We start from the raw sequence: 22,122 nt of genomic DNA, 5'->3' as shown, positions 1-22,122 counted from the left end.
GGCAGTGGAAAAACGGTGTTCATGAAGTCCAGCATCCAACGTCGAAAAAATGAAGTTATACGTCTACAACCCCACTATGGCAAAGAAAGTGCCATACTTGCCGGTATGTTAAATTCTTGCTACTCGTAGATACTGCCCGCAGCCTGTTCAACCACGGCTTTCGGCATGAGCCAGGCCATCAGTTTGCCGAGTTTATTGAGTACACCCGTAACGACTTCGGTTTGCCCCGCCAGCGTAGCATCGACTGCCTGACGGGCTACATCGGCGGGGGTCATGTTCACTTTTTCGGCTGCTTTGCGACCTTTTTCGCCAATCTGAGCCCGCGTAACGAAGTCGGTATCAGTAGCTCCGGGACAAACGCAGGTTACCGAGACCGAACTGCGTTTCAATTCCTGGGCCAGGCCCCGGCTAAACTGCAGAACCAGAGCCTTGGAAGCTGCGTACAGACTCAGACGCGGTACGGCCTGGTAGGCGGCCGAGCTGCCAATGTTTAAAATGTAGGCGCGGGGCTGTTGCTTGAGCTGGGGTAAAAAAAGGTAACAGAGTTTTACCAGGGTGGTATTGTTCACCGCCAGCATGTCGAGGTGCTCGGCCAGGGCGTGGCTTTCGAAGAGTCCGCTCAAGCCGTAGCCGGCGTTATTGACCAGCAGTTGTACCGTATACCCGTTCTGCTCACACCAGCCGAATACCTGCCCGGCGGCATCGGCTGCGGCCAGGTCGGCAACCAGCACCTCGGCGCGAACCCCGTAGGTGTCGGCTAACCGACGGGCCTGCTGTTGCAGCACCGACTCTGAACGGGCTACCAGCAGGAGGTCAAACTGTCGGCGGGCCAGTTCATCGGCAATGGCCAAGCCAATGCCACGGCTGGCACCGGTAATCAGAGCGTAAGGCATACACAAAAAACGATTTACGGTATTCAGCCCATGCGGATCGAGTCCCGGAGGCCAAATACCGTAAACAGTATACTTAAATATTTACTTTCGAGATAAACCGGTGATAGAACGGCGTCTTACTGTTTTCGTGCTTGGGCATGTACTTACCCGTTACAACCGGCACGTACATGACCCGACGACGGCTGGCTTCGCCAAAGTGGGGCGACTGCTGAGCCCGGTGCCAGAGCCGTCCGTCATGTACCGATAGATCCCCTGCCTGAATGTCGAAGCCGATCTCGTGCTTGTCGGGGTCGTTGTCCACGAAGTATTTCTTCCGAAACAGCATCTTGATGATCCCCTGTTTATGGGTACCCGGAATAACGCGCAGGCCACCATTTTCGTAGGGCGTATCGTTCAGGTGAATGCCTACGTTCAGCATCGGCATGATGCGCTGCCCGAGAAAAATGTCGCGGGGGCTGTCGGTATGCCAGCCCATCTGCGAAAATTTGCTGTTGGGGGTGCGTACATAGTGGTTGAGAATAAGTCCGTCTTTTTCGATTTCGGCGATGCGACCTTCGTACGGTTGCAGCAGATCAACAACGGCCTGCAGGCGCGGGTCCTGTAGAAACTCATGAAGGGCTGTGCTGTGCTGCGACAGGAAACACATCCGCTGAATCATGGGGTTTCCGGCTTCATCCTTCCCGAATTTCAGCGGAACTCCATTCACTTTATCGCGACCTTCATCCAGCCATTGCTGTTCAATGCGAATGGTTTCGCTGATAAATAATTTTACGGTTTCGGGATTAATAAAATTTTTGAAAACAATCACACCGTGTTTATTAAAAAACTGGCGCTGTTCTGTGGTAATGGTTTCGCCCAGGGTAAACGGGGGCAAGAATATTTTGCTCATATCGGTGGTTTTGCAATGCGGGTATTTCGGTATCGTACTAGCTGTATGGGTGTAGAGCTGACAGAATCAACGAGGTAACATTATCTTAACGTGCCAAATCTAATAAATTTACAATTTTGGGATTACTTTACCGCCATATAATTAATTCGACTTTAATTGGCTCTTCTTCCGTAAATAGGTGTCATTCTCCTGCAGACATAAGGTAATATGTTGACTGTCAGTTGATTTTTGGCCCGGCTTATTCGATATGAACCGATAGCCGGTTAGTAAATTACAAATCAGCCTGAACGCGTAATATTCTTATTCTACTGGTTGATAATCAGATTTACAGCCACGCACCGAACCGGTAAATATATCCGCCTATGTGGCTGGTAGTTTTTTTGTAGCCTAATTGGTCGAGGCAGGTCCGGCAATCGCGAACGTTGTCCCTTAAACGGAACCTCTTACTGAGCTATCCTGACCTGGGACGGAGTTTATGTTGGTGCTGGTCGGTAGCCGGCTTTTCATGATACAGACCGTTCTTCTTCGTTTTTTTCGACCCTGTTCCAGCCGCTGAGGGCCAGCCGTTTGCCCAGCCAGTAAAGCGGGTAGGTAAATGCAAAAGCCCCCACTACATCCACGGTATAATGTACGTGCTGTACCAGCAACAGACTCCCGACAAGCAGTGACCCAATCAAGGCCAGCAGCCTGTCCCACCACCGGCGCAGACACAGGAACATCAGGAAGATACTGGACGTATGACCGGAGTAAAAAAGATCCTTGGTAATATACGTTTTGCCGTAGAATGCATTACTGATCGGGTCTATCAGCGGAATGAGACCAGCTGGCGGATTCAGGGGTACCAGATTGATACTCAGCATGCGGGACAGGCTAACGATGATATAGCCATACGTGAACATCATAAATATGGCCGGGCTGCGTCGGGCCCGAACGATGAGCAACAGGGCCGTGGCCCAAATGATCAGGAAAATACCCAGCGATACATCCTGAGGGGGTAGCTGGTTCAGCACCCAGTCGTTCAGAACGGGACCCTGGTGCTGTTCTATGGTTTGAAAGAAAACCGGAAAGGTAACTAGCAACGCCAGCGTACAGGCCAGACCCACAAAAAACTTGATGCGGAAAATAGGTTGTTGCCAGGCTGCCTGCCAGGCCAGATCGCCAGTGGGATCAGGAGAAAGAATACGCATTTGTACACGCTAAAAAGGCCGCAAAGGTACGAAAGCCAGCTCGTTTGTACCAGTTACACCATCAGCAATCGCCAGATACCCGATGCCAGCAACAGCAGCAGACCGGCCGGTGTCAGCACTTTCCAGCACAGAAACATCATCTGGTCAACCCGAATGCGGGGGAATGTCCACCGGACCCACATCTGGAGCAGCACCGCCAGGAATACTTTACTTAATAGCCAGAAGGCCCCCGTTACGTTACCCCATACGGTGCCGGGCGCGCCACTCGTCCAGTCAGCAAGCCGGACAGGTCCGATGTTGGGAAGGGGCGTATTCCAGCTACCCAGAAACAGGACGGCACCCAGAAACGACACTAGGAGCATCATGGCATACTCCGACAGATAGAGCAGCGCAAACCGCATGCCCGAATACTCGGTATGAAACCCGCCCACAATCTCCGACTCGCCCTCCGGGAGGTCAAACGGGGCGCGGTTACTCTCGGCCAGCGTGCATATAAAGAAAATTACGTAGGCGATCAGTAAAAACGGATTCCGGAAAACGTTCCAGGCAAAAATGCCCCCCCAGCCCGTTACATCGATTCCAAGGAATTTGAGGCCGAACAGGTAGTTGGTATCTGTCGTATAAATACCCTGTTGAAAGCTGATTTCCTGCAGGTTGAGCGTCTGGGCAATCATGGCAACGCACAGGACCATCAGACCCAGCGGAATTTCGTAGGATATGATCTGGGCCACCGATCGCATGGCTCCGAACAGCGAATATTTGTTGTTTGACCCCCAGCCTGCCATCAGGATGCCCACGACATCGAAAGAAACGATGGCCATCAGGTAAAAGACCCCCACGGCAGCGCCCGACCCCTGTACATCCGGCGTAAGGGGTAGTACCGCAAAGCCGGCGAAAACAGAGGCAAAAATGACGGCCGGTGCCAGCAGGAACAAGCGACGATCGGCAGCTGTCGGTACAATATCTTCTTTCTGCAGGAGTTTCAGCAGATCGGCAAACAGTTGCAGCAACCCCCATTTTCCCGTTTCCATGGGGCCGAGCCGGTCCTGCATAAACGCCGACACCTTCCGTTCGGTATAAACACCAACGACTACGAAGCCAGAAGCAATCAGCAGGAAAAGAGGAAGAGCCAGCACAGCATACAAGGGAAATGCCTGAGGCTGCCAGCGGCCCGACCCGCCGGTTCAGGTCGCTGGCAGCCTCAGGGGTTAAAACTCGGCCTGTTTGGGCGCGCGCGGGAAAGGAATAACGTCGCGGATGTTGCCCATACCCGTCACGAACTGCACCAGTCGTTCGAAACCCAGCCCAAATCCGGCGTGGGGGGCTGAGCCGAACCGGCGTGTATCGAGGTACCACCAGATGGTTTCCGGATCGATCCCGACTTCCTGCATGCGGGTAACGAGCTTGTCGAGGTCGTCTTCCCGCTGCGATCCACCGATGATCTCGCCGATACCGGGAAAGAGCACATCCATAGCCCGAACCGTCTGGCCAAGTACCTCGCCCCGGCTGTTGGTGGCCTGGGCCTCGTCCTGCTTCATGTAGAACGCCTTGATGTCGCGGGGGTAGTTGGTCAGGATAACCGGTTTCTTAAAATGCTTCTCGACCAGATACCGCTCGTGTTCAGACTGTAGGTCAACGCCCCAGCTAACTTCGTACTGAAACTGTCCTTTTTTGGCTGGTTTTGAATTGACGAGAATGTCGATCGCATCGGTGTAGGTTAACCGGACAAACTCGTTACTAATCACGAATTGAAGTTTTTCGAGCAGACTCAACTCGCTCTGTTCTTCTTTCTTCTTTGTTTTCTCTTCCTCCTTGAGCCGGTTGTCCAGAAACGCCAGATCGTCGGCACAATGCTGAAGGGCGTAGCGGATAACGGTTTTGACGAAATCCTCGGCCAGGTTCATGTTATCTTCCAGCTCGTGGAAGGCCATCTCGGGCTCAATCATCCAGAACTCGGCCAGGTGACGGGTCGTGTTGGAGTTCTCGGCCCGGAAGGTGGGTCCAAATGTATAGATTTTGCCCAGCGCCAGTGCACCCAGTTCGCCTTCGAGCTGACCCGACACGGTCAGGTTCGTTTCGCGGCCGAAGAAATCCTGGCTGTAGTCTACTTTGCCATCGTCGGTGCGGGGCGGATTGATCGGGTCGAGTGTCGTTACCCGGAACATCTCACCAGCGCCCTCGGCGTCGGAGGCCGTTATGATGGGCGTGTTGAGGTAGAAGAATCCGTTGTCGTTAAAATATTGATGCACCGCAAAAGCCAGGGCGTGACGAACGCGGAGAATGGCGCTGAAGGTATTGGTTCGGGGACGCAGGTGGGCAATCTCACGCAGAAACTCGAGCGAGTGTCTTTTGGGCTGGAGCGGGTACTTGTCGGGGTCGGCCGGTCCGTAGATATGGACGCTGGCAATTTTTACCTCTACCGACTGTCCGGCACCCTGCGACTCTACCAGCTGGCCCGTTATGGCCAGGCAGGCTCCGGTCGTGATGAGTTTCAGGGTTTCGTCAGGAAGTTGACCCGCTTCGGCTACGGCCTGAATGGTATTGATGGTAGAACCGTCGTTAAGGGCAATGAAAACCGCGTTTTTACTTTCACGCTTGGTGCGGACCCAACCTTTTACGGTAACACTGGTGCCAACGGTTGCAGATTTGAGCAGCTGCTGAATGGGTAGATAACTCATAAAAAAAAGCGATCAGTAGGGGATCGGCCCGCAAAAATACAGATTGTCGACTGAATCGCCCACTTCTGTTTTAGGTGAAGCTCGATTCCACAAAAGGGCATGTTACTGCGTATAGAGGTAAACAACAGTATATACGTTTCAAACGCCTGTTTTGTGGGGGCTAAAGCACCCGAAGAGTAAACAAGACAGAACGGAGGGCGGTTGTTGAAACGGGTAGTTACCAGCTCAGGTCAACGGACCAGGAGTCGCGCTGAAGGGCCCGGGTGAGGTAAACGAACTCGGGCTGGCGGATGTCGAGCCGAACGATCAGCGGAAACCGGATTTCCCAGTTCCACCAGACAGGGACCTGCTCCATAGACAGCTCCAGCTCCAGCTGGGTTATGTTGCCAGCCGGTGAAGAAAGTCGCCGGACATAGCGTATGGGGTCCGTGAAGGGGAGTGGCGTACTCGATTCGGAAGCCAGCCAGGTCTGCAGGGCGGTCAACTGATCCGGCGGCAACAGCGAATGAAACCGCACTACGGGTTGCTGGGGCTGGGAGCGGGTAGACTGCCGTAGTGGCCATACCGTACCCGATAAGCGGACCAGGCCTTTGTCGAGGGAAAGGCCGAACGATAGCGTACAATTTTCGCCTTGAAAACGCATGATAGTAGTATCGTTCTAATGACTTTGATAGCTTTGCAACCTCTAAAATTAGTCGCTTTTTGGACTAAATCCATAAAGTTGCTTTATTTTTTGTTTAAATGAACCTAAACAAACCGGCTCGGTAAGCGCCTAACCCTGCCAAGCCGGCTGCCGATACAACCCAATCTATGATGATGCGTACCTTATATATCGTTCGTCATGCCAAAGCTGAAGAGCGGAACATGTTTGCCGCAGACCACGACCGGCAACTTACTTCGGAAGGTATTATGGCGGCCGCCCGCGTAGGTCGGTACCTGCACAGTCGGCAGGTTATGCCGGGTCATATTATCAGCAGCACGGCTCCGCGTGCCAAAGACACCGCTCGGGTAGTGGCTGAACAGCTTGGCTTTGAGACGAGTCAGATTCAGCTCAACCCAAATCTGTTCGATGGTGGACCTAAAGCGTATCTGGAAGCTATAAACGATTTGCCCGATACTATTGATTCGGCTATGATTGTGGGCCACAATCCGGACGTTTCGTATTTTGCCGAGTTCTTGACCCATCAGTCAATCGGGTCAATGAGCAAAGGTGCCGTCGTGGCTGTTTCGTTCGAAGGGCTGAACTGGTCCGAGGTGTCGGGCCGAACGGGGTCGGTGGCCTTTGAGATAGCGCCTAAAAAGCTGCCTAATTCATAAGAAAAGCGCCCCTGCATTATTGACCCGGAAACAAGGTGCTGCTTTTAGCAAGCTGTAATCGTCATGAATCGCAACCGTCGTATTTTTATCGTTGTCTTTATTGTCTTCACAGCCATCGTGGCTCTGCTGGCTATCGATATGGGGCGCCGTACTACCGCGCCCTGGAACAAACGCAGGGAAGTAGAACGAGCCTTTAAACGGGATGGCACCACCGCCGATACGCTACTCTCCGATACGCTGCTTACTCCCTGAAACCATGCTGCAACTCGCAGGTCTTCACCATGTCGCCGTCATCTGCTCGGACTATGAGCGGTCGAAGCATTTCTACACCCAGATTCTGGGATTAACCGTAGTGGGAGAAGTGTTCAGAGCGGAACGACAATCGTATAAACTCGACCTGGCCGTCAATGGACACTACCAGATCGAGCTGTTTTCGTTCCCCGATCCGCCCCGTCGCCCATCGCGCCCGGAAGCCCTCGGTCTTCGGCACCTCGCCTTTGCCGTAGCCGACCTCGATGCGGCCGTTGCGCACCTGACAGAGCATAATGTAATCACGGAACCCATCCGCGTCGACGCGCAGACGGGCAGGCGGTTCACCTTTTTTGCCGATCCCGACGAGCTTCCCCTGGAATTGTACGAAGAGTAGCGAGCCAACCAGGCTGGCAGCAGGCCATCAGTTGAGGAGTTGACCCAGATCGATTCGCATCGATAGCTGGCTGGTACCGGCGGTTGGTACTGAGGTAAAGCGTCCGTAGGTGAGCTGAAAGCCCCGCGCCTGTACGGATGCGCCGAAGCTGACGCCCGCTCCGCCCGTGATCAGCTTGCCTTCCTGCCGTTTCTGATGATTGTAGCCGAGCATCAGATGCACATGCCGGCTGATGAGAAACTCGGTGCCCACGCTCAGGTGACGGGCCAGTTTCTCGGCCAGGCTTACCGGCTGCGGGATCGGATTCCCGTTCAGGTCGAACCGAACGGCCAGGTTGGGGTCGTTATAAGTAATATCGAACCGGTGCAGATGATGGGCCGTCAGCGTCACCCGAATGGGGGCGTACTGCGGCTTCAGGGTGATGCCAGCCTGGAGGTCGAAGGGAAGGTCGGCCTCGGCCGGACCGTAGTTTTTGAGCAGATAGCCCGCATTTTTGGCGACGAGACCTACCGTCAGATTTCCGTTCGGGTGGCGCCAGATACCGCCCAGGTCGGCCAGAATTCCGAAGGCTGAATAGGTTTCAATGGTCGACCCCACAGCCTTTATGGTAGCGCCGAGGGTGAAATTGCCTTCGGTGCGGGCATGAGTGAGGCTGAGGGCATAGTCGTTAGCCGAAAACGTGCCGAGCGTATTACCGCCGGGGTCGGTCAGATCGAACTGGCCGTAGGTCAGATACTGCAGGCCAACCGCCCAGGTGCCGGCCGATCTGACGGGTAGGCCATAGTGCAGGGTATAATACCGGGCCGCAGCCCGATACGGCATCAGACTAATGGACAGCTGGTTGTCGGGGAGTGAGTCGGCCAGCGCCGGGTTGTTCAGGAAATAGGGCGCGTCGGGACGGAGACCACTGGCAACGGTACTACCCAGAGCCGCTACGCGGGCGTGGGTGGGCAGATCGAGGAACGAAAACACCCGCTGGCCACCCAGAGGCTGGCCTTGACTCAGCAGCGGTCCCAGAAAGACCACCCACGAAAAAAAGAGCGCGCGTTTCAAACCAGAGAGCAAGATGTGACAAAGAAACGCCAAATTTCAGGGCGGTAAAAATCGACTGGCGAAGATTCGGGTTAAATATTATCGCGTACTTAACGAATACGTAACTTTGCCAACATCGATTCGACAAACCGACTTATGCAAACCGAAACCCGTCCGGAAGTACCCCTACATGCGCTCAGCAAACCATCAAAAACTGATCTGCTTGCCCAGAAAAACGCCGAAGCTGAACTTGGCGGGGGACAGAAACGGATCGATGCCCAACACGCCAAAGGCAAACTAACGGCTCGTGAGCGAATCGCACTCCTGGTCGATGAAGGGTCGTTTGAGGAGATCGGCAAGTTCGTGATGCACCGAACCCGCGACTTTGGCCTCGACAAAGAACATTACCTGGGCGATGGTGTCGTGACGGGCTACGGCACGGTTGACGGACGACTGGTATACGTGTTTGCGCAGGACTTTACGGTCTTTGGCGGGGCACTCTCCGAGACCCATGCCGAAAAAATATGCAAGCTGATGGACCTGGCGTTGCAGAACGGTGCACCGCTCATCGGGCTGAACGATTCGGGGGGCGCCCGTATTCAGGAAGGGGTTCTGTCGCTGGCGGGTTATGCCGATATTTTTTATCGCAACACCCGGGCCTCGGGCGTTATTCCGCAGCTCTCGGCAATCATGGGTCCCTGCGCTGGCGGAGCCGTGTATAGCCCCGCCATTACCGACTTCATCTTCATGGTAGAAAACACGAGCTATATGTTCGTGACGGGCCCCAATGTGGTCAAAACCGTAACCCATGAGAACGTAACGGCCGAAGAACTGGGCGGGGCCAGCACCCACAGTACCAAATCGGGGGTTACCCATTTTGCCAGTGCCAACGAACTAGCCTGTATTCAGGACATCAAACAGCTGCTCAGCTACATCCCCCAGAACTGCGAAGACGAGCCATTCCGGCTGCCGTACGACACCACCCGCGAGGAAAGACGCCCGGCGCTGAACCAGATCATACCCGAGAATCCGAACCAGCCCTACGATATGCGCGAAGTCATTGACGAACTCGTCGATGAAGGCACGTTCTTCGAAGTGCATAAGAATTATGCGGAGAACATTGTCGTTGGCTTTGCCCGGATTGGTGGGCGTAGTATCGGCGTTGTGGGGAACCAGCCTGCTGTACTGGCCGGTGTGCTCGACATTAACGCCAGCGTAAAGGCAGCCCGGTTTGTTCGGTTCTGCGATTGCTTCAATGTGCCGTTGCTGGTGCTCGAAGACGTGCCCGGTTTCCTGCCCGGCACCGATCAGGAATGGAACGGAATTATTACCAACGGCGCCAAGCTGCTGTTTGCCTTTTGCGAAGCCACTGTACCTCGCGTAACGGTAATTACCCGCAAAGCATACGGCGGGGCCTATGACGTAATGAACTCCAAGCACATAGGCGCTGACCTGAACTACGCCTGGCCCTCGGCCGAAATCGCGGTAATGGGCGCGAGCGGGGCTGCCGAAATTATTTTCAAGCGGGAGATTGCCGAAGCCGAAGACCCGCAGGCCAAGTTGCAGGAAAAAGTGCAGGAGTATACCGAGAAGTTTGCCAATCCCTACCGGGCTGCCAACCGAGGCTACATCGATGAGGTCATCATGCCCGACCAGACCCGGCATAAGCTGATCCGGGCGTTTGGGATGCTGGAGAATAAAGTGGCCAGCATGCCGAAGAAAAAACACGGAAATATTCCCCTGTAAAAACACGGAACCCGGTCATGAAGCGGTAGCTCGTGACCGGGTTCCGTTACAAGCCAGTTTATAATGCCTGCTCCAACGCCCAAAAAAAACGGTAGTCTGCTTCGAACGGTGCTGATCGGTTTATTGATCATTTTCGGCCTGGCTCTGCTGGTCGGTACGGCTTCGGTGCTGTTTCCGTAAGCAAGTCCGACCCGGCTGCGTAACTAGCCGATAGCTTTCAGAATAATAGCGCAGGCCTCTCGAATCTGCTCGTCGGTGATGATGAGCGGGGGGGCTATCCGCATGGAATTATTGCAGAACAAAAACCAGTCGGTGATGACGCCCGGGCCGGCGTCCGACGCGCCACCCGCAATAGCGCGGTCGATGATGGGTTTGAGCACATCGAACGAATCGAACTCAACGGCGAGTAACAGACCTTTTCCCCGAATGTCACGAATGGCCGGGTGCTTTAGCAACTGACGGAACAGCTGCCCCTTGGCTTCGGCCTGCTCGTACAGCTTTTCGTCCCGGATCACCTGTAACGTAGCCAGCGAAGCAGCGCACGAAACCGGATGACCGCCAAAGGTTGTAATATGGCCCAGCACTGGGTTGTTCCTGAACACATGCATGATCTGGGCCGAGCTGATAAAAGCGCCGATCGGCATGCCTCCGCCCATTCCTTTGGCACACAAGACAATATCGGGTACAACCGCCCCCGCTGGACCGGCACCTTCAAAGGCCCAGAACGTACCCGTACGACCAAACCCGGTTTGTATTTCGTCAAAGATGAGCAACGCTCCCACGTCGGTGCAGCGCTGGCGAACGGCTTGCAAATACCCTGCGTCGGGTACCCTAACCCCCGCTTCCGCGCCTACGACCTCCATCACAACGGCTGCCGTTCGGGGACCAATCTGATCGATATCGTCCCAGTTCGAGTAGCGGATGTGCCGCACGTCGGGTAGTAAGGGCCGGTAATTTCGTTTGAAGTTCTCATCGCCCGATAAGGACAGCGCTCCCTGGGTGGCACCGTGATAGGCATTAACGCAGCTGATCACTTCGGTACGGCCGGTATATCGTTTAGCCAGCTTCATGGCGCCTTCCACCGCTTCGGTACCGGAGTTGGTGAAATAAACCGTATCGAGGCCGGGCGGCAGGGTACTGGCCAGGGCCTGAGCCAGCTGCGTCTGCGGGGTCTGCACGTACTCGCCATAGACCATCAGATGCAGGTATTTATCCAGCTGGTGCTGAATAGCTTCCAGTACGCGCGGGTGCCGGTGTCCGACGTTGCTGACGCCGATGCCGGAGATCAGATCCATATACGGTGTCGACGTACCGTCCGAGTCTGCCGTCGAATAAATATATACGCCTTCGGCCCGGTCTATTTCCAACGCTAGGGGAAAGTCGGAGGTCTGGGCTACGTGCTGGAAAAATAACTGCCGGTGGGTTACCGAATACATGATGAATTTGTCAATATTGTCGATGCTATCCTAACACACCCAACCGGGAAAACAGTTCTGCTCATTCAACTCCCCGATCTCTGGTCCGCCCGGGCTAAGCCAGGGCCAGCGTCCCTGATTAGTTCATCCCGCTTTTCACCACCACATCCTCTTTTTGCCGAAGTCTATGACCATGAAACATGTTTATCTGTTGCTGCTGTTGCTGCTGCCTGGGCTGGTAGCCGCGCAGCATGACTACTATCCACCCAGACAGGAGGCTGCCCCGGCCCCCCGCCAGTACAGCATCACGCTGAAGGACGGTACGGAGCTACGGGGCGAACTGCTGCGGCAGGACAGCACAGAAGCCCTGATCCGGACCAAAAACCTGGGTGAAATCCGACTTCGGACCGACCAGATCCTTCGAATCGAGCAGACCGGCGTTCGGGGCGAAGGGGTAGCCTATCCAAACCTCTTTCCGCAAACGATGCGTATCGCGCCAACGGCGTTCTCGGCCGAAAAAGGGCGACTGTATTACCGGAACTATTACGTGTATATAAGCCAGTTTGAATACGGTGTGACCGATAACTGGAGTGTGGGTGCTACCTTCTACTCGATCCTGCCTACCAACCTGTTCAGCCTGAACACGAAAGTGTCGGTGCCGGTCAGTAGCCGGCTGCGGCTGGGGGTAAATGCGCAGTACGCGGCTGTCCGGTTCGATTCATTTCTGGAAGGCATCGGGTACATTCAGGGTATCGTCACTACCGGCGACCGACAGAACAATACCACCTTTGGGCTAGGGTGGAGCCTGTCGAACGGGACGGTGTCACGCAATGTCGTGGCTACCTTCGGGCTAGTCCGGAAAGTAAGCCCGAAGCTGTCATTCATCAGCGAAAACTTTGCCCTGTTCGGCAGTGGTATCAACCGGAGTCTCGATTTTGCCGGGGTGCTTTCGGCGGGAATCCGGTTCGACCGTCGGCGGCATGCTTTCGATCTGGCGGCTTACGTGCCGATCATTGTCGGTTCGACTGCCGGCAACCCCATTACGTTTCTGCCCTACGGCAGTTATCATCTGCGCATCGGGAAGTAGAAGACAGTCGGTACAATAATTGCGGAATGGCTGGCAGACAAACGAATGCGTCTGTTGAACGGATCAGCAGACTGTTTAGTGGTCGATTATTTCCGCTAATTTCGCCGTTATAGTCAGACAACCCTGCCGTTTCATGTCCGAAGATCCTACCGATTTACCTCCTTTCGCCCGGTCGTGGCCCCAGCTGTATGCCATTGTCATCGGCAGTCTGCTGGTTGAAATTATCCTGTTCTACGTCTTAATGCGCTGGCTGTCATGAGCGTGGTTGACTGGGGCGTGCTCGTCGCTACGCTGGCAGGCATTATCGTTTATGGTATTGTCAAAAGCCGCGGGAGCCGCAGTATGGACGACTACCTGCTGGCTGGTCAGTCGCTGCCGTGGTACCACGTGGGGCTGTCGGTCATGGCGACTCAGGCCAGCGCCGTTACGTTTCTGTCTGCGCCGGGACAGGGCTTCTCGGACGGGATGCGGTTCGTTCAGTTCTATTTTGGCCTGCCGCTGGCCATGGTGGTCCTGTCGGTAACGTTTGTCCCCATCTTCCATAAACTGAAAGTATTCACGGCCTATGAGTTCCTGGAGAAGCGGTTCGATACCCGCGTCCGTACGCTGACGGCAGGCCTGTTTTTGCTCCAGCGTGGCCTGTCGACGGGTTTATCCATTTACGCGCCGGCCATCATCCTGTCTACTATCCTGGGCTGGAATATCTACTGGACCAACCTCATCATGGGGGGCATTGTGCTGGTCTACACGGTAACGGGAGGAACCCGGGCTATTTCCCACACCCACCTGCAGCAGATGGCTGTTGTTACGTTCGCCATGGCGCTGGCCGGATTCCTGACGGTGCGGCTCCTCCCCGACGATATTGGGTTCATCGATGCGCTGCAGGTAGCCGGAAAAGCGGGCCGGATGAACCTGATTGATCTTAAATTTGATCCGGACAGCCGCTATAACCTCTGGTCAGGCCTGATCGGAGGGTTCTTTCTCCAGCTTTCGTATTTCGGAACAGACCAGTCGCAGGTGGGGCGTTACCTGACGGGCGAATCGATCGGGCAAAGCCGGTTGGGGCTGCTGATGAACGGCTTGCTGAAAGTGCCGATGCAGTTCCTGATTCTGCTGGTTGGGGTGCTGGTGTTCGTTTTTTATCAGTTTAATCCGGCGCCGGTCTTTCACAACAAACAGGAAACCGACCGGCTCCGGGATAGCCCCTACGCCAGTGACTATCAGCGGGCCGAGACCCGGCATCAGCAACTTACGGCCCAGCGGCAGCAGGCGGTGCTGGACATGCAGGCCGCGATCCGTACCGACAATGAACCGGCTGAAACGGCTGCTGTTGCTGTACTAAAAGAGACCGATGACGCGCTCAAAACCGTAAAGGCAGACGTAACCAAACTGATTGAAAAGAACAACCCCGCGGCTGACACGAACGATGTGAATTACGTTTTTCTTCGGTTCGTACTCGATTACCTGCCCCACGGACTGATTGGCCTGCTGATAGCGGTCATTTTCAGCGCGTCGATGGGGTCTATTGCCGCGGCTTACAATTCGCTGGCGTCAACGACGGTTGTCGATGTGTACAAGCGGCTCGTGAACGGCCGGGCCGACGATGCGCACTACCTGAATGCGTCGCGCTGGGCCACCATAGGCTGGGGCATCTTCTGCATCATTGTGGCTCAGTTTGCCAACCGACTGGGCAGTATGATCGAAGCCGTCAATATCCTGGGGTCGTTATTTTACGGGGTTATTCTGGGGGTATTTATCGTCGCCTTTTACGTTAAATCGATCGGGGGACGGGCTACGTTCTGGGCCGCGATCATCGGCGAGCTGTTCGTAGTGCTGAGCTGGTATTATGACCTTACCGCCTTTCTATGGCTTAACGCAATCGGGTGTCTGCTGGTCGTTGGAATCGCCTGGCTGATTCAGCAGCTGATCGGCCGGGAAACGCTGAACACCTAGGCAAACCAAATAACAGCAAAGGCCCCGAACTACAAATCTGTAGCCCGGGGCCTTTGCTGTTATTTGTATAATCAGGCTTTTTTCTTGCCCTTGCCCTTCAGAGCAGGCATGGCCGGCAGTTTTGCGGTGTATTCGCTTACGCTTTTCTCGATCGCATCCTTAAAGAATGGGAAAGAAGGGTCGTTGGACGATTGACCGAGCGACAGGGCTTTTTGTGCCATCGGGACGGCTTCGGCAAATTTCCCCATCTTCCCCAGCAGCTGCGATTTCACATAAAGGTTGCGAAACGTTTCCTTGGCCGCAATCGATTTATCGATCCAGGTCATTGCCTGGTCCAGGTTACGGCCTTTGCTCAGGTTGTAGTTGGCAGCAGCCTGAAGAACGGCCGCATCATCTGGTTTCTCTGCAACGGCTTTATCAACGCTGGCTGCGGCATTGGCACTGGTGTTAACGGCCAGATCGGCCTTCGCCTTTCTGTTGGCCCACATGAAATTCATGGACGCCGTGCTGTCGGTCAGGTCGCTGAAATTAATCGTGAAGGTCTCGGTAGGCTCCGCAGTGGCTGACGACTTAATGGACACACGCAGCGCATCCTGGTCCTGCTTATACGACTGCTCGGTAACGCTTAGGTCTTTGCTGAAAATCAGGGTCCAGTCGTCAGAAGCCGGGATCGACAGGATAGCATAGGTACCGGCGGGCAACGTCTGGCCATTCACCATCAGGTCAGTCGAGGTCGTGAAGGCTGTTGCCTGGTTGGCACCAGTACGCCAAACCTTGCCGCTGGGCACGAAAGCCTCCGTGAAGGGGGTACGTCCTTTCAGGCTGGGGCGGGAGTATTTAACGGTCAGGTCAGTAACGCCAATCGTTTGTATGACTGTAGCACCAGGGCTGGGGGAGGGGAGTTTGATCTGGGCTGTAGCCAGCTGAGCAGCCAGGCCCAGTGTGATGCCACTTAGTACGAGTTTACGCATGGTTATGTAGTATGTTTTAGAAAACTAGGGGCGAAATTGCGGCTTTTTGGGCACAAAAGCCAATACCATCATGCACAGAGAGCCGCTCCTGAACCTGCTCCGGCAATACCGGCCGGCCGATCCGGAAGAACAGACAATGACTGCCAGAACAATCGATTTTGTAGAAAAGAATCCAGCCTGTTTCGAGCGTTCACTGCCTGATGGCCATATAACAGGCTCTGCCTGGGTGGTCGAGCAAAAAGCAGGCCAGGGCCAGCCAGCCATTAGCCGTGTGGTGTTGATTCACCACCGAAAACTCGACCGCTGGCTACAGCCGGGTGGACATGCCGATGGTGATCCGGATGTAGCCGCTGTAGCGCTGCGGGAGGCTCAGGAAGAAACGGGGCTCAATAACCTGAAACTGGTCGGGCACGCAGACGGATCGCCGGCTATTTTCGACGTCGATATTCATACGATCCCGGCCCGGGGCGACGTTCCCGAACATCTTCATTATGACATTCGTTTTTTGGTTGAAGCAGACCCGGAAGAAGCATTCCGGGCAAATCACGAAACGAAGGATATTCAATGGTTTAGCCTGGAAAAAGCAGAATCATTGACTAAAGATGCCTCAATTTTCAGAATGCTTCGAAAAAATTGGCTTTAACGAAGAACATAGTTGGTGTTTTGCTGGTTTTTTTGTTAGGTAGGTATTTATACATTTGCCTTACAACAAAACCACAGAACGTCAATGAAATTCGCACACATAGCCTTGGTTGGCGTAGCTTTACTGGCTACTGCTGTCCAATCGTCAGCGCAGGACGACCGCAAGCTGCGTAAAGATCCAACCTATTCGACGGGTAATTACAAGCATGCCAACAAAGCGGCTACCGCCCGGAGCTGGGAAAAAAACACAGGTGTAGCGGTTGAGCAACCTGCACCGACCGACGCTAATCTGGCCAACTACAAGCGGCAGGTGCCTGCCCAGCAGCCAGTAGGTGGCGTGACGGTTGAACACACCCCCTCGACCGATGTGGCTGATCGGAATTATAAGATGCAGCGTCCTTCTACGGTGACCAACTCATCGGGTACGGGCATTGCGCGCAAGTCGCGTAAAAACGCTGATACAACGAGCGCGTCGGGTACGGGTAACTAATACGTGTACGCTCTCAGACAGGCCAGTTCCACAGGGACTGGCCTTTTTTTATGCCCGTTTACAGCCAGATTGTCTGCCTGGCCGATCGGAATGAATAAGTTGTGTTCCGGTTGAGGTTGGTAAACAACAGATTGTGGTCAATGGGCAGGTAAAGATTGCTCCAGATCAGGCCTTGTGTCGTGATAGTGAGCTTATTAAGTGCTAATGATGGTATTATTAGCTGACTTTTAATTTACATTAAAAATGAAGTAAAGGTCTGATAGTTAGTGAGTTATTCGGAATTGGGTTATCATATGTAAAACATTTTTATGACTAAGCAACGTGTACGTTAGAGTAAACCAGGACTAATGCGTAGTTTTCAGGTGATTTAACACCGTTAACTAACTACCTATAACTACCTATATGGAAACCATTGAGAGAAAGCCGCGCTCTCGCGAGCAAACGCGTTCGGGTATCATGGTAACGGCCAAAACCATTGCCCGCCGGGAAGGATGGCAGGCGGTTTCGATCCGAAAAATTGCCGATGCTATTGAATACAGCGCACCCATTGTTTACGAGTATTTCGACAGCAAAGACGTACTGCTGAATGAGATTCGAAATGAAGGGTTCAGCTATCTCTACCAGGAGTACGACCGCATTCTGAAATTATACCGCGACCCCGAGAAACGCTTATACGAAATATCACTCATTCAGTGGGATTTTGCCCAGCAGCAGCCTGAGATCTATCAGGTCATGTACAGCCTGGAGGGAGCCTATTGCTCGATGCCCGTTTACCAGTCCGACATCGTGCAGGCTGTTTCAGACAAGGTGTCGGAAATTATTTGCTCCTTTATTCCCAAGTCCAAAGAAAGCATCCGTCGACTTTTCTTTGAATGGTGGTCCATTTCGCACGGATTGATCTCGATGGCTATGATGCTTAAAGACGAACAGTCGATCGAAATGTCGGCGCAGGTGTACCGGGAAACGATGCGTCGGTTTGTTCGTGGGCTTAAGTAGTCATGCTGGCGATTATCGGCGCTACCGGCATGCTTGGCCAGCCCGTTGCGCATCAACTGATCTGGGCCGGCAACGCGGTTCGTATCATTGCCCGTAATGTTGCGGAGGCCAAGGGCTTGTTTCCGCATGTAGAGGTGGTGCCCGGCGATCTGCGCAATCCAGACAGCCTGTTGCAGGCTTTACAGGGTGTGGATACGGTTTACCTCAGTTTATCCGTCAGGCAAACCGAGAAACGAACCGACTTCCATACCGAGACCGATGGCCTGCGAAACCTGCTGACCGCGGCCAGGCAGGCCGGGGTGACGCGTATTGCGTACCTGTCATCGCTGGTGATGCGCTACCAGGGTATGAACGGATTCCGCTGGTGGGTATTCGAGGTGAAGCACGAAGCCGTTCGGCTCATCAAAGACTCGGGGCTTCGGTATAGTATATTCTACCCATCCTGTTTTATGGAATCGATCAATACGGTACAGCGTATGGGTCGGTTTATTCTTGTCCTGGGCCGCTCGCCGGTTCGGCCGTGGTATATTTCTGCCCATGACTATGGCAAACAGGTAGCGCGGGCGTTGAAACAGGCCTCAGATAACCAGGAATACGTTATCCAGGGACCCGAGGCCCTTACGCAGCATGAGGCTGCTGAACGGTTTACACGGGCGTATACGGCCAGCCCAGTAAGGGTGCTGACGAGCCCGTTGTTTTTCCTGAAAATGGGAAGCGCTTTCTCGACCCAGGCCAACTACGGCTGGCACATTGGCGAAGCACTGAACAGCTACCCCGAACAGTTCGAGGCAGAAAAAACCTGGGCTGATCTGGGGAAACCCCAAACGACCATCGACCAGTTTGCGGCCGACCAGTAAAACGAATCCAGCAGCTGGCCAATAGAAGGGCGGTTAACACCAGGCCTGGTAGTCGGTTTTAACCGCCCCGTTCTTCTTAACCAGATCAGTATAACCCTTCGATCGACAGATACCGTTCGCCGGTATCGTAGCAGAACGTGAGGATGCGGCTGCCAGCGGGTAGTTCCGGCAGCTTTTGGGCGATGGCCGCCAGCGAAGCGCCCGACGATATCCCGATAAAGATACCTTCTTCGCGGGCCGCTCGCTGCGCCCAGGCAAAAGCATCTTCTTTACTGACTGCAATGGACCCGTCGAGCAGGTTGGTGTGCAGGTTCTGCGGTACGAAGCCGGCGCCAATACCCTGAATGGGGTGCGGACCCGGCGCTCCTCCGCTGATGACCGGCGAGAGGGCGGGTTCGACCGCAAACACTTTAAGGGCAGGAAACGATTCTTTCAGCACCTCGGCAACGCCGGTAATGTGTCCGCCCGTACCCACGCCGGTAATCAGCGCATCGAAGCCTTCCGGAAAATCGGCCAGGATTTCCTGCGCCGTGGTTTGCCGATGTATCTCAATATTGGCCGGATTCTCGAATTGCTGAGGCATCCACGCGCCCGGCGTCTGACTTACCAGCTCATGCGCCCGTTCAATGGCCCCTTTCATACCCTTCTCACGCGGAGTCAGATCAAAAGTGGCCCCATAGGCTGCCATGATACGCCGACGCTCGATACTCATCGACTCAGGCATGACCAGGATCAGCTTGTATCCTTTTACCGCAGCCACCATGGCCAGGCCAATACCGGTATTGCCCGAGGTGGGTTCAATAATTGTACTGTCGGAGGTCAGAATGCCTTTAGACTCGGCATCGTCAATCATGGCCAGCGCAATGCGGTCCTTGATGCTGGCGCCGGGATTGGCCCGTTCCAGTTTCATCCAGACGTCGTAGCCGGGGTAGAGCCGGTTCAGTCGTACGTGGGGAGTATTACCAATCGTGTCGAGAATGGAGGTAGCCTTCATATGACAAAGTTTATGGGTTCAGCCGATTCGAGCGACTTCAATCGTACTTCGGTCTGGTGCTGGTGATAAACCAGCGAATGCGCTTCTACGCTGTCGGTCAGCCAGACGTTGCCGCCAATGACTGAATCGTGACCAACGACGGTATGCCCACCCAGGATGGTCGCGTTGGCGTAAATGACTACGTTGTTCTCGATTGTCGGGTGCCGCTTTTTCTGCGCCATCGATTTAGCGACGTGGGTGGCTCCGAGCGTGACGCCCTGGTAGATCTTGACGTTGTCGCCAATAATCGTCGTTTCGCCGATCACAACGCCGGTACCATGATCGATGAAAAAGGCGCGACCAATCTGAGCGCCGGGGTGAATGTCGATACCGGTTTGTCCGTGGGCGTATTCCGTGAGCATACGGGGCAGCAGCGGTACGTTGAGCCGAAGCAGTTCGTGCGCAATCCGGTAAACGGCAATGGCGTAGAAGCCAGGATACACCGCAATTACCTCTTCGAGTCCAATAGCGGCCGGATCGTTATCCGTGATGGCATGGGCGTCGAGCAGCAGCCGGTCGTAAATAGCCGGTAACTGATCAAAGAATTTCTCGGCAATGCTGTCGGCGCCTTCGGGCAGGGTATTCTGTAAAGGACTAAGTAGACAGACCAGCTGCTGGTTTAGTTTCTGATAGGTTTCCTCCACATGCTGCGACACCGACTGGCAGTCCTGCGTAACAGGAAAAAGGAGTCGCATCAGCTGGTCGATAAAGCGGCCGGCATCGGGGCGGGAGGGAAGCTTGTACCGGTACTGCGCCCGCTGAACCAGCAGATGGTCAAGAAAGGCGTTTGTGGCAGTGGTCATAACAGAATAGTTAACGCGAATGTACGAGTAGAAAGAAGAGAATGCTTGATTGTCAGCGGGAATAGAGTGGTGATTTTGCCCCGTATTGTGGAGACACTACACAAGCTGTCGGTTCGTTTATGTGCATAGGACGGCCTGCTTCACAGGGACATTCGTTGATTTTCAAACAAAATGCGGGCCGCAAAGTTCTGCCGCGGCTTCTGGAACCTGATTTGTATTAAAAACAACTGAACAGATGGAACAAATCGCCATGATAAGTAAAGCTATAACTACATTTCTTGTATCGCTGGTGGCCACGTCGGGGTTTTCCTGGCTGCTGTCAATGGCCTGCCAGCGTACGGGAGGTGCCGAAACGATGAGTCCCGACTCAGCCGTTACGGCCCCCGGTTCATCCGAGCTGGCAGGCCTGACGCTGGTCAACGCGTACCCGAAACTCAAATTCGAAGCGCCAGTCGAATACACCTATGCCGATGACGGAACGAACCGGGTGTTTGTGGTCGAGCAGGCCGGGCAGATTCGGGTTTTCGACAACAACGCTGATGCATCGTCGGCTAGTACATACCTCGATATTCGGAGCCGGGTTGCCTACGGAGGGGAAATGGGACTGCTGGGCCTGGCTTTCCATCCCAAATTCAAAGAGAACGGCTATTTCTATGTCAACTACACCAAAAACAACCCGCGTGAAACGGTTATCAGCCGGTTCAAAGCAGCTTCACCAACCGCTTCGACCGCCGAAGCAAGCTCGGAAGTCGTCCTGTTAAAATTCAGCCAGCCTTACTCGAACCACAACGGTGGCAAACTGGTATTCGGCCCCGACGGGTACCTGTATATTTCTACGGGCGATGGCGGTAGCGGGGGCGATCCCCAGAACAACGGGCAGAGCCGCAGCACCCTGTTGGGTAAAATTCTCAGGATCGATGTGAACAGCACGGAGAAAGGTCAGTACGGCATTCCGGCCGACAATCCATACAAGGGAAACAGCAACAACTATCGGGAGGAAATTTTTGCCTACGGCCTGCGTAACCCCTGGCGGATTAGCTTTGACGACAAAGGTCAGCTGTGGGCGGGTGATGTCGGCCAAAATGCCATCGAAGAAATTGACATCGTGACCAAAGGAGGCAACTACGGCTGGCGCGTGAAAGAAGGAAACTCCGATTACAACGCCAGGGATAATCAGGCGGCTGACTTTGTTGGCCCTATCTGGCAGTACGATCACAAAAACGGCGATATCTCAGTAACCGGTGGGCTTGTCTACCGTGGCCAGGCTGCGCCGGCGCTTCGTAACAAATATGTGTACGCTGATTACGCCAGCGGCCGGGTCTGGGCGCTGACATCCAATGGAACAAAAGCCGTCAGCAATCAGGAAATTGTAGCGCGGGCGGGGCTGATTTCGGCTTTTGGTGAAGACAAGAACAAAGAGATGTACCTGTGCGACTACGACGGGCGTATCCTGAAATTATCGGCTGGTAAATAAGCAACAACCAGTG

Annotated in this window: 23 protein-coding genes; 12 read left to right on the top strand and 11 right to left on the bottom strand. The window is 54.4% G+C overall.

What is annotated here, in order from left to right; all coding sequences use genetic code 11:
• Positions 1-119 precede the first annotated feature (119 nt).
• The 6 genes from B1C80_RS04570 to B1C80_RS04545 all read right to left on the bottom strand — a co-directional run bounded on the left by B1C80_RS04570 (position 120) and on the right by B1C80_RS04545 (position 6,290).
• The gene (locus B1C80_RS04570) at positions 120-893 is read right to left on the bottom strand and encodes an SDR family oxidoreductase (RefSeq protein ID WP_077919877.1); all 774 of its coding nucleotides are present in this window, start codon (positions 891-893) and stop codon (positions 120-122) included.
• 73 nt (positions 894-966) lie between these two features.
• A complete protein-coding gene (locus tag B1C80_RS04565; RefSeq protein ID WP_077919876.1) occupies positions 967-1,782 on the bottom strand; it encodes a phytanoyl-CoA dioxygenase family protein in 816 nt (271 codons plus the stop codon).
• 503 nt (positions 1,783-2,285) lie between these two features.
• Positions 2,286-2,969 (bottom strand): phosphatase PAP2-related protein, encoded by a 684-nt coding sequence (locus B1C80_RS04560; protein WP_077919875.1) that lies wholly within the window; start codon positions 2,967-2,969, stop codon positions 2,286-2,288.
• Between the two features lie 53 nt (positions 2,970-3,022).
• Complete coding sequence (locus tag B1C80_RS04555; RefSeq protein ID WP_077920093.1) at positions 3,023-4,105, bottom strand: complex I subunit 1 family protein; 1,083 nt, start codon at positions 4,103-4,105, stop codon at positions 3,023-3,025.
• A 72-nt stretch (positions 4,106-4,177) separates the two neighbouring features.
• Positions 4,178-5,647: an asparagine--tRNA ligase gene (asnS, locus tag B1C80_RS04550; RefSeq protein WP_077919874.1), complete on the bottom strand. Its 1,470-nt coding sequence runs from the start codon at positions 5,645-5,647 to the stop codon at positions 4,178-4,180.
• Positions 5,648-5,864: 217 nt separating this feature from the next.
• The gene (locus B1C80_RS04545; protein ID WP_077919873.1) at positions 5,865-6,290 is read right to left on the bottom strand and encodes a hypothetical protein; all 426 of its coding nucleotides are present in this window, start codon (positions 6,288-6,290) and stop codon (positions 5,865-5,867) included.
• Positions 6,291-6,460: 170 nt separating this feature from the next.
• Here B1C80_RS04545 and B1C80_RS04540 point away from each other — a divergent pair, with 170 nt between their 5' ends.
• The 3 genes from B1C80_RS04540 to B1C80_RS04530 all read left to right on the top strand — a co-directional run bounded on the left by B1C80_RS04540 (position 6,461) and on the right by B1C80_RS04530 (position 7,610).
• A complete protein-coding gene (locus B1C80_RS04540; protein WP_077920092.1) occupies positions 6,461-6,964 on the top strand; it encodes a histidine phosphatase family protein in 504 nt (167 codons plus the stop codon).
• 63 nt (positions 6,965-7,027) lie between these two features.
• The gene (locus tag B1C80_RS04535; RefSeq protein WP_077919872.1) at positions 7,028-7,216 is read left to right on the top strand and encodes a hypothetical protein; all 189 of its coding nucleotides are present in this window, start codon (positions 7,028-7,030) and stop codon (positions 7,214-7,216) included.
• Positions 7,217-7,220: 4 nt separating this feature from the next.
• Positions 7,221-7,610, top strand: a complete 390-nt coding sequence (locus B1C80_RS04530; RefSeq protein WP_077919871.1) for a VOC family protein — start codon at positions 7,221-7,223, stop codon at positions 7,608-7,610.
• 27 nt (positions 7,611-7,637) lie between these two features.
• Here B1C80_RS04530 and porQ read toward each other — a convergent pair whose 3' ends face one another.
• Entirely contained in the window at positions 7,638-8,663 is a 1,026-nt protein-coding gene (gene porQ, locus B1C80_RS04525; protein WP_129606754.1) for a type IX secretion system protein PorQ, read from the bottom strand.
• Between the two features lie 135 nt (positions 8,664-8,798).
• Between porQ and B1C80_RS04520 the strand changes: the two genes are divergently transcribed.
• Complete coding sequence (locus tag B1C80_RS04520) at positions 8,799-10,388, top strand: acyl-CoA carboxylase subunit beta (RefSeq protein WP_077919869.1); 1,590 nt, start codon at positions 8,799-8,801, stop codon at positions 10,386-10,388.
• Positions 10,389-10,591: 203 nt separating this feature from the next.
• Here the strand turns inward: B1C80_RS04520 and B1C80_RS04515 are convergent, their stop codons facing one another.
• Positions 10,592-11,824: an aspartate aminotransferase family protein gene (locus tag B1C80_RS04515; RefSeq protein WP_077919868.1), complete on the bottom strand. Its 1,233-nt coding sequence runs from the start codon at positions 11,822-11,824 to the stop codon at positions 10,592-10,594.
• Between the two features lie 166 nt (positions 11,825-11,990).
• On the opposite strand from B1C80_RS04515, the gene B1C80_RS04510 reads away from it, so the two are divergent.
• The 3 genes from B1C80_RS04510 to B1C80_RS04505 all read left to right on the top strand — a co-directional run bounded on the left by B1C80_RS04510 (position 11,991) and on the right by B1C80_RS04505 (position 14,843).
• Positions 11,991-12,890, top strand: coding sequence for a hypothetical protein (locus tag B1C80_RS04510; protein WP_077919867.1), 900 nt, complete (start codon positions 11,991-11,993; stop codon positions 12,888-12,890).
• Positions 12,891-13,023: 133 nt separating this feature from the next.
• On the top strand, positions 13,024-13,149 hold the full coding sequence (locus B1C80_RS28860) for a hypothetical protein (protein WP_255376557.1): 126 nt from the start codon (positions 13,024-13,026) through the stop codon (positions 13,147-13,149).
• Positions 13,146-14,843: a sodium:solute symporter gene (locus tag B1C80_RS04505; protein ID WP_077919866.1), complete on the top strand. Its 1,698-nt coding sequence runs from the start codon at positions 13,146-13,148 to the stop codon at positions 14,841-14,843. Before B1C80_RS28860 ends, B1C80_RS04505 begins: the two co-directional genes overlap by 4 nt.
• Positions 14,844-14,914: 71 nt before the next feature.
• On the opposite strand, the gene B1C80_RS04500 is transcribed toward B1C80_RS04505, so the two are convergent.
• Positions 14,915-15,814, bottom strand: coding sequence for a DUF2911 domain-containing protein (locus tag B1C80_RS04500; RefSeq protein WP_077919865.1), 900 nt, complete (start codon positions 15,812-15,814; stop codon positions 14,915-14,917).
• A 70-nt stretch (positions 15,815-15,884) separates the two neighbouring features.
• Here B1C80_RS04500 and B1C80_RS04495 point away from each other — a divergent pair, with 70 nt between their 5' ends.
• The 4 genes from B1C80_RS04495 to B1C80_RS04480 all read left to right on the top strand — a co-directional run bounded on the left by B1C80_RS04495 (position 15,885) and on the right by B1C80_RS04480 (position 18,799).
• Entirely contained in the window at positions 15,885-16,457 is a 573-nt protein-coding gene (locus B1C80_RS04495; RefSeq protein ID WP_077920091.1) for an NUDIX hydrolase, read from the top strand.
• Between the two features lie 84 nt (positions 16,458-16,541).
• Positions 16,542-16,946 carry a hypothetical protein gene (locus B1C80_RS04490; RefSeq protein WP_077919864.1) on the top strand — a complete coding sequence of 135 codons (405 nt, stop codon included), beginning with the start codon at positions 16,542-16,544 and terminating at the stop codon, positions 16,944-16,946.
• Between the two features lie 402 nt (positions 16,947-17,348).
• A complete protein-coding gene (locus B1C80_RS04485; protein WP_077919863.1) occupies positions 17,349-17,942 on the top strand; it encodes a TetR/AcrR family transcriptional regulator in 594 nt (197 codons plus the stop codon).
• 2 nt (positions 17,943-17,944) lie between these two features.
• Positions 17,945-18,799, top strand: coding sequence for an SDR family oxidoreductase (locus tag B1C80_RS04480; RefSeq protein ID WP_077919862.1), 855 nt, complete (start codon positions 17,945-17,947; stop codon positions 18,797-18,799).
• Between the two features lie 85 nt (positions 18,800-18,884).
• Here the strand turns inward: B1C80_RS04480 and cysK are convergent, their stop codons facing one another.
• Together cysK and epsC are read right to left on the bottom strand one after the other, a co-directional pair.
• On the bottom strand, positions 18,885-19,793 hold the full coding sequence (cysK, locus tag B1C80_RS04475) for a cysteine synthase A (RefSeq protein ID WP_077919861.1): 909 nt from the start codon (positions 19,791-19,793) through the stop codon (positions 18,885-18,887).
• Positions 19,790-20,635 carry a serine O-acetyltransferase EpsC gene (epsC, locus tag B1C80_RS04470; RefSeq protein ID WP_077919860.1) on the bottom strand — a complete coding sequence of 282 codons (846 nt, stop codon included), beginning with the start codon at positions 20,633-20,635 and terminating at the stop codon, positions 19,790-19,792. The genes cysK and epsC overlap by 4 nt, the downstream gene beginning before the upstream one ends.
• Positions 20,636-20,885: 250 nt before the next feature.
• On the opposite strand from epsC, the gene B1C80_RS04465 reads away from it, so the two are divergent.
• Entirely contained in the window at positions 20,886-22,109 is a 1,224-nt protein-coding gene (locus B1C80_RS04465) for a sorbosone dehydrogenase family protein (RefSeq protein WP_236648614.1), read from the top strand.
• Positions 22,110-22,122: the final 13 nt, after the last annotated feature.

The sequence above is a fragment of the Spirosoma sp. 209 genome (assembly GCF_002006735.1).
Classification (GTDB): domain Bacteria; phylum Bacteroidota; class Bacteroidia; order Cytophagales; family Spirosomataceae; genus Spirosoma; species Spirosoma sordidisoli.
The sequence above is the reverse complement of the archived record's forward strand: the minus strand, read 5'-3'. Positions and strand labels throughout refer to the sequence as shown.